Annotated in this window: 8 protein-coding genes and 1 tRNA gene; 8 read left to right on the forward strand and 1 reads right to left on the reverse strand. The window is 67.0% G+C overall.

All coding sequences use genetic code 11. The features are described from left to right. The first annotated feature begins 365 nt into the window (after positions 1-365). From dnaN to HGK34_RS23565, 4 genes are all read left to right on the forward strand, one after another. Positions 366-1499 carry a DNA polymerase III subunit beta gene (dnaN, locus tag HGK34_RS13910; RefSeq protein WP_201848361.1) on the forward strand — a complete coding sequence of 378 codons (1134 nt, stop codon included), beginning with the start codon at positions 366-368 and terminating at the stop codon, positions 1497-1499. Between the two features lie 82 nt (positions 1500-1581). Then, the gene (gene gnd / locus HGK34_RS13915; RefSeq protein WP_201848363.1) at positions 1582-2475 is read left to right on the forward strand and encodes a phosphogluconate dehydrogenase (NAD(+)-dependent, decarboxylating); all 894 of its coding nucleotides are present in this window, start codon (positions 1582-1584) and stop codon (positions 2473-2475) included. Positions 2476-2479: 4 nt separating this feature from the next. Beyond that, positions 2480-3811, forward strand: a complete 1332-nt coding sequence (gene recF, locus HGK34_RS13920) for a DNA replication/repair protein RecF (protein ID WP_201848379.1) — start codon at positions 2480-2482, stop codon at positions 3809-3811. 88 nt (positions 3812-3899) lie between these two features. Beyond that, complete coding sequence (locus tag HGK34_RS23565) at positions 3900-4445, forward strand: DciA family protein (protein WP_201848366.1); 546 nt, start codon at positions 3900-3902, stop codon at positions 4443-4445. Positions 4446-4569: 124 nt separating this feature from the next. On the opposite strand, the gene HGK34_RS13930 is transcribed toward HGK34_RS23565, so the two are convergent. Continuing rightward, positions 4570-5367: a hypothetical protein gene (locus HGK34_RS13930; RefSeq protein WP_201848368.1), complete on the reverse strand. Its 798-nt coding sequence runs from the start codon at positions 5365-5367 to the stop codon at positions 4570-4572. A 667-nt stretch (positions 5368-6034) separates the two neighbouring features. Between HGK34_RS13930 and gyrB the strand changes: the two genes are divergently transcribed. The 4 genes from gyrB (at position 6035) to HGK34_RS13950 (ending at position 12477) form a co-directional block, all read left to right on the forward strand. After that, a complete protein-coding gene (gene gyrB, locus HGK34_RS13935; RefSeq protein ID WP_201848370.1) occupies positions 6035-8152 on the forward strand; it encodes a DNA topoisomerase (ATP-hydrolyzing) subunit B in 2118 nt (705 codons plus the stop codon). Positions 8153-8279: 127 nt separating this feature from the next. Beyond that, a complete protein-coding gene (gene gyrA, locus HGK34_RS13940; RefSeq protein WP_201848372.1) occupies positions 8280-10949 on the forward strand; it encodes a DNA gyrase subunit A in 2670 nt (889 codons plus the stop codon). Next, the gene (locus tag HGK34_RS22785) at positions 10949-12223 is read left to right on the forward strand and encodes a DUF3566 domain-containing protein (protein ID WP_244666736.1); all 1275 of its coding nucleotides are present in this window, start codon (positions 10949-10951) and stop codon (positions 12221-12223) included. Before gyrA ends, HGK34_RS22785 begins: the two co-directional genes overlap by 1 nt. Before the next feature lie 180 nt (positions 12224-12403). Continuing rightward, positions 12404-12477: transfer RNA gene (locus HGK34_RS13950), tRNA-Ile, on the forward strand. Positions 12478-12723: the final 246 nt, after the last annotated feature.

Raw genomic sequence — 12723 nt, forward strand, 5'->3', positions numbered from 1 at the left:
GTGGGCAACAGAGCCAGAACTGGGGATGGCTTGTGGGTAAAAATCGGCCGTCCACATGTACCCCTAGTTTTCCCACAGCTCCACCCACAGGCTGTCCACACCCGCAAACCCCGCCTGACCAGCGAAAACAGCGGTTATCCCCAGTATCCACAACCCCTACTACTACGACTACAGATTTCTTAGAAGGGGAACTCGAACGCCTTCATAGGCTGTGGGAGCCGAATCTGACCATTCGAACATTAGTACGACTCATCGCTGTGAGCAAGCACCTCCATGCGAACGCTCCTCCCCCGTCGTCAACGTCAGTCACCTCGCGTAGGCTCTGGCACGTACGGAACGAGGCTCTGCGAGGGAGATGGAACGGGATGAAGTTCAGGGTCGAGCGTGACGTGCTGGCGGACGCCGTCACGTGGACGGCGCGCACTCTCCCCACGAGGCCTCCGGCACCGGTTCTGGCCGGCGTCCGGATGGAGGCGGATCCCTCCGGCATTCTCAACCTCGCCAGCTTCGACTACGAGACCTCTGCTCGTTCCGAGCTTCCCGCGGAGGTGGCAGAGCCCGGAACGGTTCTGGTCTCCGGCAGGCTCCTCGCCGAGATCTCCCGTGCGCTCCCGAGCAAGCCGGTCGATGTCACTCTCGAGGGCAACAAGGTCGTCCTCACCTGTGGCGCGAGTCGCTTCACCCTGCTGACGATGCCGGTCGACGAGTACCCTGCGCTGCCGGCCATGCCGGAGCTGAGCGGGACGGTTCCAGGTGAAGCTCTGACTGCCGCCGTTGCACAGGTCACCGTCGCCGCGAGCCGGGACGACACTCTTCCGCTCCTCACCGGCGTCCGTGTGGAGATCGAGGACGAGAAGATCACCTTGCTGGCCACGGATCGCTACCGGCTCGCCCTGCGGGAGCTGACCTGGACTCCGTCGACCCCTGGGTTCTCCGCCATCGCGCTGGTCCGTGCCCGCACGTTGAACGACGTCGCCCGCTCGCTCGGCGCGAGCGGCGGCGCGGTGAACGTCGGCCTGTCCACAGGGAACGGTGTGGATCTCGTGGGCTTCGAGGCCGGCGGACGCCACACCACGTCCCAACTCGTGGATGGCGACTACCCGCCAGTTCGCCGGCTCTTCCCCGACAGTTCGCCGATCCACGCGGTCGTGGCAACGGCGCCGCTCATCGATGCGGCCAAGCGGGTCAGCCTGGTGGCCGAGCGGAATACGCCGATCCGGATGTCGTTCAGCGAGGGTCAGGTCGTGCTGGACGCGGGCCAAGGTGACGATGCCCAGGCCTCCGAGGCGCTGGAGGCCGTGCTTACCGGCGAGGACATCGCCGTGGCGTTCAATCCTCAGTACCTGCTCGACGGCCTCGGTGCTCTCGGCACCGACTTCGTGCGTCTCTCGTTCACCCACCCGAACAAGCCGGTCGAGTTCACCGGGCAGGACTCGCTCGACGGCGAGGACGACTCGACCTACCGTTACCTGCTGGTCCCGATTCGCTTCACGGGCTGACCTCCGCCCGGCCGGTCGTGCGCTCTCGTCGCCTGACAGGCCATGTGTGTCGTGCCCGCGAAGGACTTCCTGGAGGAAATACATGGTCAGCCACATCGGCCTGGTCGGTCTCGGCAAGATGGGCAACAACATGCGGGAGCGTCTCCGGCGCTCCGACATCGAGGTCACGGGATTCGATCCCCGCCCGGAGGTGTCCGACGTTGCCTCGCTCGCCGACCTCGTCGCCGCACTCCCTGCGCCTCGTGTGGTGTGGGTGATGGTCCCGGCCGGCGACCCGACCCGGGGCGTCATCGACGAGCTGGGTGGCCTGCTGACCGCGGGCGACATCGTGGTCGAGGGCGGCAACTCTCACTACGTCGAGGACCAGGAGCGAGCTGCCGAGCTGGCCGAGCTTGGCATCGGGTACGTCGACTGCGGCGTCTCCGGTGGCGTCTGGGGTCTGGACAACGGGTACGGACTGATGTGCGGCGGTGAGGCGTCCCACGTCGCGACGGTCATGCCGGTCTTTGACGCGCTGCGTCCCGAAGGTCCGCGCGAGGAGGGCTTCGTTCACGCGGGGACCGTCGGCGCGGGTCACTTCGCGAAGATGGTCCACAACGGCATCGAGTACGGCCTCATGCAGGCGTACGCGGAGGGCTACGAGCTGCTCGCAGCCAAGAAGGACGTCGTCACCGACGTGCACGGGACGATGAAGGCCTGGCAGCGTGGCACCGTCGTTCGATCCTGGCTGCTCGACCTCATGGTCAAGGCACTCGAGGAGGACCCGGGCCTCGCAGGTCTCGACGACTGGGTCGACGACTCCGGCGAGGGCCGCTGGACCATCGACGAGGGCGTGGACAACGCCGTGCCCCTGCCGGTGATCTCGGCCGCTCTCTTCGCACGGTTCGCCTCGCGGCAGGAGTCCTCACCGGCGATGCGTGCGGTGGCGGCGCTGCGACAGCAGTTCGGCGGTCATGCGGTGAAGAAGGCCGAGTAGACCGCTGTACGTCTCCCACCTGAGCCTCCTCGACTTCCGCTCGTACCCGAGCGTCGACGTAGAGCTCGAACCCGGGGTCAATGCGTTCGTCGGGGCCAATGGCCAGGGCAAGACCAACCTTGTCGAGGCCATCGGATACGTGGCGACCCTGGGTTCGCACAGGGTCGCCACGGACACGCCGCTGATTCGTGCGGGGGCGTCTCGCGCGGTGGTACGCACCCGCATCGTGCGGGGAGACCGGGCCAGCACGGTCGAGCTGGAGATCTCACAGGGCAAGACCAACCGCGCCCGGATCAACCGTGGTCAGCCGGGCCGCGCCCGGGACGTGCTCGGCATTCTGCGCACTGTGCTCTTCGCGCCGGAGGACCTGGCGCTCGTCAAGGGTGATCCTGACGGCAGGCGTCGGTTCCTGGACCAGCTCATCGTTCTGATGGTTCCGCGGTTCGCGGCAGTGTTCGCCGACTACGACCGGGTGCTGAAGCAGCGCTCGGCGCTGCTCAAGTCGGCCCGAGCCGTTCGTCGCTCGGGAGGGCCTGAGGCAGCGGCGACCGCAACACTCGACGTGTGGGACGGGCGCCTCGTGGAACTTGGCGCGGAGATCGTGTCGCTGAGGCTTCAACTCGTCGAGGCGCTTCGTCCTGTCGTCGCCACCGCCTATGAGTTGGTGAGCGAGGGCAAGGGCGAGGCCTTGCTCGACTACAAGTCGTCGTCCACAGAACCTGTGGATAACTCTCCGTCCGGAGGCGGCTCAGGCGGTCCCGGGTTGTCCCGATCGGCTCCCGCGCCGGCGGCATCCGGTGGGGTGTCCGCCGGTGACGAGGGGGTGCGGACGGAAGCCTTCAGGGGGTCGGGCGACAGCGTGGAGGGCGCCACGTCGGTGGCTTGGATCCGGGAGCGGATGGTGGCCGCGCTCGACGCGGTCCGGCAGCAGGAACTCGATCGTGGCGTGAGCCTTGTGGGCCCACATCGGGATGATCTGCTGCTCACCCTCGGCGGTCTGCCCGTCAAGGGATACGCGAGCCACGGGGAGTCGTGGTCGTTCGCCCTGGCCCTACGGATGGCCTCGTTCTGGCTGTTGGGAGGCGCTGCGCAGCTCGGTACACCTCCCCCGTCGGCGCCTGCGTTCTGGGACCCGGACCGTGGCACAGATGCGGACCCTGTGCTCATACTCGACGACGTCTTCGCCGAGCTCGACGCCCGTCGGCGAGAGCGTCTGGCGGAGCTCGTTCTTCCTGCGCGGCAGGTGCTCGTCACGGCAGCCGTACCCGAGGATGTTCCCGCATCGCTCGACGGCGTGAGGTTTCACGTGGAACCAGGAGCGGTCACACGTGAGTGACGAGGAGCGGCCGGGGAGGCCAGCGGGAAGGGGTGCCGGACATCGTTTCGGGGCCACTGAAGCCTCCGGAAGTTATCCACAAGATGCTGTGGATAACGGTGGGGCGTCAGGAGCTTCCGGGGTCTCCGACGAGGTCCCTGCGACACCCCCGGAAGAGGTCGCTCGGGCAGCCCTCAACCGTGCCAAGGCCGCCGCGCGGGCCAAGGGGCTTCGCCCCGGCTCCCCTGCACGCCGCTCGCCGCTGGCCGAGCCGCGCAAGGAATCCCAGGGCCCGAATGCGCGGGATCCACAACTTCTGGGCTCCGTGGTCGGGCGGCTTCTTCGGGAGAAGGGCTGGACGCAGGACGTCTCGGTGGGCGGTGTCATGGGCCGGTGGCGGGATGTGGTCGGAGACGATGTCGCGGAACACTGCACGCCCGTCACCTTCGAGGAGCGGGTGCTCGTGGTGCGTGCCGACTCCACCGCCTGGGCGACGCAGCTGCGGATGCTGGTGCCCAACCTGCTGCGACGAATGGCGGAGGAGATCGGAGAAGGCGTCGTCGAGGAGGTGTCGGTGCTGGGACCGGCCGGGCCAGGCTTTCGGCGAGGGCCCAGGTCGGTGCGTGGCCCAGGTCCCAGGGACACGTTCGGTTGAGCTGTTCGCCCGTCCTGTCTGTCATCGGCTGTCGATCCATGCCACCCAGCCGGCAAATGATCAGGTCCGCCGCCCCGACCGGGGCGGCGGACCTGATCATTTGCCGTGTGTCGCGCTCGAGGCGTCAGTTCCTGGCCATGCGCCGCCGAGCGATGACGAGTGCGACGCCGCCACCGACGAGGAGGAGGGCGAAGGTCGCGGCGCCGCCGACAGTGGCACCGGTCGCCGCGAGCACGGGCGGCTCCTCCTCGGCGGACGGCGTGGACGGCTCGCCCGAGGGCTCGGTCTCGGTGGACACCGACGGAGAGGGCTGCGGAGTGGGCGCCTCCTCGCACTTCTCCTCGACCAGGAGGAGGTCGGCGGGGAAGAGCACGGAGCCGTCGTTCTGCGGTGTCCAGGCCCCGAGGTCCTTGATCCACTCGAAGTTGTCCGAGACGAGAGCGGCAACGACGCCCGCGTCGTTCTTCGAGTAGGACACGGTGTCGGAGTTCTCAGGGAGCACGACGTCGTCCATGCTCACGGCGCAGCCGGCGACGACCTCCGGTGTGGCCGGGACCGCGGTCTCCTTGGCCGGTGGCGTGGCACAGGCGGCCACGCTGCCTTGGTCGGCATAGTCGTACTGGTCGTCGTCGTACGCGTCGACCGTGACGGACCACGTGTGCTCGACGGTGTCGTCCTCGAACGGGTACTGCTTCACGAAGCTGCTCCAGTACTCGGAGCCACCGGGGAACTCGGTCGAGTCGACGACCTTGTCGTCGATCACGACCTCGATGGAGCCGCCGTGATACTGCTTGAGGTCGACGTTGAGGCCGTTGCAGTCGGCAGTGGTGTTGGGAATGTGGGCGGATGCGGCGGGAGCCATGGCGACCATCCCACCGAGTGCGACGGCGGTGAGAGCGCTGCCGGCGAGGAACTTCTTCACGGTGTCATCCTTCGAAGTTGCGAACATTGCGCTGGGGGGGGCGCTGCCGGGGATCACGTCGGATTAGACCAGAAACCTGCCAAAATAGGAAATAAGGTCTAAGACCATATTGTCCGATTACCCTGCGCGCATCGAGCGCTTGCGCTTGCAGGTCCAGATCCCCTCGCGCGGGAGTGAGGAGCGTCAGCTCCTGGGTCTTCACCGCCACCGAGCGGAGCACTGCCACGACGCGGGTCAAAGGTTCGTCGCGGGAGCGACGTCGAGTGCGTCACATCCGGTGCCGGCCGAGGGCTCACTGGGAGTGGCAAGGGGCCCGCGGCGCCCGCTCCGACAAGCAACGCACGGGTGTCTCCCGCGGCGAGTCCGTTCGAGTTCCTTGCCCGTTGGCTGATCGGAAGGCATCGATCCCGACAAAGCGATCCGTACTGCTGGCCACCCATCCGACTGCTTCGAGCGCGAAGGGCAAAATTTCACCCACTACTGGGGTGACAACCTGATCAAAACGTGTATTTCACTCAACAGGAGACCCTGTGGAGAGTTGCCCCCAGACGGCTCGGAATCCAGTGTTTTCCGCGTGCTGGCGGTAGACTGACATGGACAATCACGCCGGGCCCGGACCACTCCTCCAGCCCGGCGTGCGCCTGAAAGACGAGGAGCTACACCGCCCGTGACAGAGCGAATCGACGGCGGCTACGACGCCGGGAACATCACCGTCCTGGAAGGTCTCGAGGCCGTTCGCAAGCGACCGGGCATGTATATCGGTTCGACCGGCGAACGTGGACTGCACCACCTGGTCTACGAGATCGTCGACAACGCTGTCGACGAGGCCCTCGCGGGCCATGCCACCGCCATCGACGTCACCCTGATGGCGGACGGAGGGGTGCGCGTGGTCGACGACGGTCGCGGGATCCCCGTGGCGATGCACCCGACGGAGGGCAAGCCGACTCTCGAGGTCGTCATGACGATCCTGCACGCCGGCGGCAAGTTCGGCGGAGGTGGTTACGCCGTCTCCGGTGGCCTGCACGGTGTCGGCATGTCAGTGGTGAACGCGCTCAGCACTCGTTTCGTCTCCGAGGTCATTCGTGACGGCTTCCACTGGAAGCAGGAGTACCGCGACGGCGGCGAGCCGACCAGCGAGGTCCAGCGCCTCGGACCGATGGCGGACGGCGAGCGGACCGGCACCATCCAGACCTTCTGGGCGGACGACTCCATCTTCGAGACCACCGAGTACGACTTCGAGACGCTGAGGTCCCGCTTCCAGCAGACGGCCTTCCTGAACAAGGGCCTGCAGATCACCCTCACGGACGAGCGTGCCGGCCACGCCGGCAACGAGGACGAGGTCACCGGTCAGATCCCGCAGGTGACGCCTGAAATGGTCGAGGACGGCGACGTCGCCGGCACGATCACCACCACGGACGGCGAGGCCGTCGCCGGGGACGGTGCGCCGGGCGTGGAGGCGGACCGGGCCTCGTCGTCGGGCGGCCGGACGGTCACCTACAGGTACGACGGCGGCCTCGTCGACTACGTCACCCACCTCAACGCGGCCAAGAAGGTCGACCTGGTTCACCCCGAGGTCGTCGCCTTCGAGGCGGAGGACGAGGGGCGGAACATCTCGGCCGAGGTCGCCATGCAGTGGACGAGCGCATACAGCGAGTCCGTGCACACCTTCGCGAACATGATCTCCACTCCGGAAGGCGGCACGCATGAGGAAGGCTTCCGCACCGCGCTGACCAGCCTGGTCAACACCTACGCACGTGACAAGGCCATCCTCAAGGAGAAGGAAGACAACCTCACGGGTGACGACATCCGTGAGGGGCTCACGGCCGTCATCTCCATGAAGCTGAGCGAGCCGCAGTTCGAGGGCCAGACCAAGGCGAAGCTCGGCAACACCGAGGCCAAGACGTTCGTCCAGCGCGTGGTGCGCGAGCAGCTCACCGACTGGTTCGACGCCCACCCGAACGAGGCCAGGGACATAATCCGCAAGGCGATCCAGGCGAGCCAGGCGCGTATCGCGGCACGCAAGGCACGGGAGGCCACGCGCCGCAAGGGGATCCTGAGCAGCGGTGGGATGCCCGGCAAGCTCAAGGACTGCCAGTCGCGACGCCCGGAGGAGTGCGAGGTCTACGTCGTCGAGGGTGACTCGGCAGGCGGCTCAGCGGTCCGCGGGCGCAACCCGCACAACCAGGCGATCCTCCCCATTCGTGGCAAGATCCTCAACGTCGAGCGCGCGCGGTTGGACAAGGCTCTCTCGAACCAGGAGGTGCAGGCGCTGATCACGGCGTTCGGTACCGGGATCGGTGAGGACTTCGACATCGCCAAGCTGCGCTACCACAAGATCGTCCTGATGGCTGACGCCGACGTCGATGGTCAACACATCTGCACGCTGCTGCTCACACTGCTGTTCCGGTACATGCGCCCGCTCATCGAACACGGGCACGTGTACCTGGCGCAGCCGCCGCTGTATCGCTTGAAGTGGTCGAACGCTCCGCACGACTACGTCTACTCCGACCGCGAGCGGGACGCCTTCCTCGAGGCGGGCATCGCCCAGGGCAGGCGGATCCCGAAGGAGAACGGCATCCAGCGGTACAAGGGTCTGGGTGAGATGGACTACTCGGAGCTGTGGGACACCACGATGGATCCGGAGAACCGGACCCTGCTTCAGGTGACGATGGACGACGCCGCTGCGGCGGACGAGATCTTCGCGGTGCTGATGGGTGAGGACGTCGAGTCGCGCCGCAGCTTCATCCAGCGGAATGCCAAGGACGTGCGGTTCCTCGACATCTGAGCGAGTTCGCGAGCCCGCACGATGCCGTCAGAACGGCAATGGGTGGAGCGAGCGCGGCCCGGCCACCGCGTGACGAGGTACCGGGGAGACAACAGCGCGCCGTCGGACGGCGTGGGAAGGAAGAGACGTGACGGACGAGACCCCCGGCGTGGAGGACCTCCCCGACGGCGTCGGTGACGCCGCGTTGGCCGTGCACCACGGCCGCGTGGAACAGGTGGACCTGCAGCTCGAGATGCAGCGCAGCTATCTGGACTACGCCATGAGCGTGATCGTGGGGCGTGCCCTGCCGGACGTGCGCGACGGCCTGAAGCCCGTGCACCGTCGCGTGCTCTACGCGATGTACGACGGCGGCTACCGGCCGGACCGCTCGTTCAGCAAGTGTTCCCGCGTGGTCGGGGACGTGATGGGTAAGTACCACCCGCACGGCGACACCGCGATCTACGACACGCTGGTCCGGCTCGTGCAGGACTGGGTGCTGCGGTATCCGCTGGTCGCCGGCCAGGGGAACTTCGGCTCCCCCGGCAACGACCCGGCGGCTGCCCCTCGATACACCGAGTGCCGTATGGCACCGCTCGCGCTGGAGATGGTGCGCGACATCGAGAAGAGCACCGTCGACTTCCAGGACAACTACGACGGACGGACCCAGGAGCCGACGGTCCTCCCGTCGCGTTTCCCGAACCTGCTGGTCAATGGTTCCGCCGGGATCGCCGTCGGCATGGCCACGAACATTCCGCCGCACAATCTGCGCGAGGTGGCTGACGGGGCCAAGTGGTATCTCGACCATCCGGAGGCCTCCCGCGAGGAGCTCCTCGAGGCGCTGATGGAGCGCATCAAGGGTCCGGACTTCCCCACGGGGGCGCAGATCCTGGGCCACAAGGGCATCGAGGAGGCGTACCGCACGGGCCGCGGGTCGATCACGATGCGCGCCGTGGTGAACGTCGAGGAGATCCAGAACCGGATCTGCCTGGTCATCACCGAACTGCCCTACATGGTGAACCCCGACAACCTTGCCGCGAAGATCGCGGACATGGTCAACGACGGCCGGATCCAGGGCATCGCGGATATCCGCGACGAGACATCGGGCCGTACCGGACAGCGGCTCGTCATCGTGCTCAAGCGCGACGCCGTCGCCAAGGTCGTGCTGAACAACCTGTACAAGCACACGCAGCTGCAGGAGAACTTCAGCGCGAACATGCTCGCGCTCGTCGACGACGTTCCCCGGACGCTCAGCCTGGACGCGTTCATCCGGCACTGGGTCATCCACCAGATCGAGGTGGTCCGCCGGCGTACCGAGCACCTGCTCAAGGAGGCCGAGGAGCAGATCCACATCTACGTGGGCTACCTCAAGGCTCTCGACGCGCTGGACGAGGTCATCGCGCTCATCCGCCGCTCCCCCGATGTCGACGAGGCCCGCGGCGGACTCATGGAACTGCTCGGTGTTGACGAGGTGCAGGCAAACGCGATCCTGGCGATGCAGCTCCGCCGGCTCGCGGCGCTCGAGCGCCAGAAGATCCTCGACGAGCACGCGAAGCTCGAGACGATGATCAACGACTACCGCGACATTCTCGCCAGGCCGGAGCGGCAGCGCTCGATCGTCGGCGAGGAACTGGACGAGATCGTCGGGCGGTACGGCGACGACCGTCGAACCATGATCCTCCCGCATCTGGGTGACATGTCCGTCGAGGACCTGATCCCCGAGGAAGAGATGGTGGTGACGATCACCCGCGGCGGCTACGCCAAGCGGACACGCAGCGACAACTACCGCCAGCAGAAGCGCGGCGGCAAGGGAGTGCGAGGCACTCAGCTGCGCGAGGACGACATCGTCGACCACTTCTTCGTCACGACCACGCACCACTGGCTGCTCTTCTTCACGAACCTGGGCCGGGTCTACCGGGCGAAGGGCTACGAGCTCCCTGAGGGGGGCCGTGACTCGAAGGGCCAGCACGTCGCCAACCTCATGGCGTTCCAGCCCGGTGAGCACATCGCTCAGGTGCTCGACATCCCTGACTACGACGCCGCGGACTACCTGGTTCTCGCCACGCGGCGCGGCATCGTGAAGAAGACCCGGCTGCAGGAGTACAACTCGCCGCGATCCGGTGGCCTCATCGCCATCAACCTGCGGGAGGACGACGAAGGACTCCCGGACGAGCTGGTTGCCGCACGACTGGTGAACGCCGACGACGACCTCATTCTCGTCTCCCGCAAGGGGCAGTCGATCCGCTTCCACGCCGCCGACGACACGATCCGGCCGCTGGGCCGGGCAACGTCAGGCGTGACGGGCATGAAGTTCCGGGAGGACGACGAGCTTCTCGCGGCCCAGGTGGTCACCCCCGGCACGGACCTGTTCGTGGTCACCGAGGGCGGTTTCGCCAAGCGCACCCGGATCGACGAATACCGGGTGCAGGGCCGTGGCGGTCTCGGCATCAAGGTGGCGAATCTGGTCGAGGCACGGGGAGACCTTGTGGGAGCGCTGGTCACAGATGCGGACGACGAGGTCCTCGTGATCATGGAACGTGGCAAGATCGTGCGATCCGCTGTCGCGGAGGTCAACCTGACCGGCAGGAACACTCAGGGAGTAACCTTCGCGAAACCGGACAAGGGCGATCGGATCATCGCCGTGGCGCGGAACGCAGAACGCAACCTTGAGCAGGAAGACGCCGAGCAGGAGGGCGGCCCCGAGGCCCCCACGAACGGCGAGGCTGGTGCGGACGGCGTTACCGTGGGCGATGAGGTACCTGGCCCCGACGAGGTTTTGAGCACCCCAGAGCAAGACGGCACCGGACGCGAGGACAGCTGATGACAAGCGGCAACGACACCGGACAGGGATCCCGATCGACGACGACGGAGGTCGACGACGAGTTCGAGAAGGCCCAGGTCCGGGACGGCACCACTTCGGGAGCCGGACAGTCGGAAGGTGCCGCCGGCAAGGCGTCGGCTGACCACGCCGCGGACGGCGGCGACGCAACCGATCAGGTCGCCGAGGAGGGCCAGGAGGCCGCTGACGGCTCCACGGGGAGGGACACCGACGTGCCTGCTGCGGGTGCTTCCCCGGCCGTCGAGGCCTCGACCGAACCCGAGGCGGAGCCGGCCCGAGGCGGCTTCTGGCGAGCCGCGTACGAAGCGGGAGCCGACGCGCCGTCATCCCGCCACACGACGGATTCGGCCGCGGCGTCGAACGGCGCTCCGGAGAACTCTGCCCCTTCCTCCGACTCTCCCGGCACCAGCACGGCATCGTCGGCGGAAGCAGAGGTGGAAGACATCGAGGAAACCACCAAGCCGCGGGTCTCGCGCGAGACGAACTCGCCGGGGGACGGCTGGCAGTCCACGCCGTCGCCGCAGGCCGACGATGCGCCAGCCGCAGGGGCCGAGGGCACTGCTGTGACGTCCGAGAGCGTCGCCCAGAACGGGGAGGCCGACGAGGCCGCCTCCATGAAGCAGGGCGCCGTCAAGGCTGCGCAGGCAGCACTCGCTGCGGCCCGTAACGCGGCGAGGAAGGTGTCCTCGGCGATGCCCGAAACCTCGACGTCCTCCACGGAGCCTCAGCAGCCCGCATCGCCCGTACCTGCTGAGATGCACTACAGCGCCGGCGCGGTGCATGGCTCGGCGTCAGTACCACTCGAGGAGACCGTGCCCGTGGGCGGGAACGCCGGTCCGGACGGTGACACCACGCCCGGTTCGATGCCGGGCGTCACGCCGAAGGCCGGCGGGGGGCCTCGCCGCGTGCGCCTTGCCATCTCACGGATCGATCCGTGGTCGGTCATGAAGCTGGCATTCCTGCTCTCCGTCGCGATCGCGATCATGACCGTCGTCGCGACCGTCGTGTTCTGGTCCGTGATCGACAGCCTGGGGGTCTTCGACAAGATCCAGACGTTCGTGACCGATGCCATCGGCGAGGAGACGAACTTCAACGTCATGCAGTATGTCGAGTTCGAGCGCGTCGTCTCCCTGTCCACGCTCGTCGCCATCTGCAACGTCGTCCTGCTGACGGCGCTCGCGACGATCATGACGTTCCTGTACAACATCACGGCGGCTCTGGTGGGTGGCGTGCACATGACGCTCACCGACGACTGAGCCCGACCGTCAGCGGCGTCCCTCGGCCGGAGGGGCGCCGCTGACGCATTCCGGCGTACGTCACACCACGAACTTCGCCGGATCCACGATTTCGGTTTGGGGCAGAGCCGCTCGCTGGGGTAATGTCTGGGTGCTGCCAGAGAGCACCTGTCCAGACGGATGGGGTTCCTGGTTCGGCTCGGGGCTATAGCTCAGGCGGTTAGAGCGCATCGCTGATAACGATGAGGTCCGAGGTTCAAGTCCTCGTAGCCCCACTTCATGACAGGCGGGATGTGTCCACTGGACCATCCCGCCTTTTCTTGTGCGAGCACGTGGGCCCACTCCTGGATCATGGCCACCAGCTCGGCTCCGGGTACGGGATATCCAGTAGGTCGGGTTAGCGGCCAAAATGTGTGTCTGTCTCGGGCGTGTCGTGGGTCATCTGGGGCGTCCGGCCCAGCCTTTGCGGGTCCAGAGTCCTTCTTCGGGGGTCGCGGTCGTGTCGTAGCCGGCCGGGCTGA

It is taken from the genome of Myceligenerans indicum (assembly GCF_016742955.1).
GTDB classification, from domain to species: Bacteria; Actinomycetota; Actinomycetes; order Actinomycetales; family Cellulomonadaceae; genus Myceligenerans; species Myceligenerans indicum.

Bases quoted from the DNA above. Each gene is read 5' to 3' on its own strand.
- HGK34_RS22785 (WP_244666736.1), top strand. From the start codon at position 10,949: ATGACAAGCGGCAACGACACCGGACAGGGATCCCGATCGACGACGACG.
- dnaN (WP_201848361.1), top strand. From the start codon at position 366: ATGAAGTTCAGGGTCGAGCGTGACGTGCTGGCGGACGCCGTCACGTGG.
- gnd (WP_201848363.1), top strand. From the start codon at position 1,582: ATGGTCAGCCACATCGGCCTGGTCGGTCTCGGCAAGATGGGCAACAAC.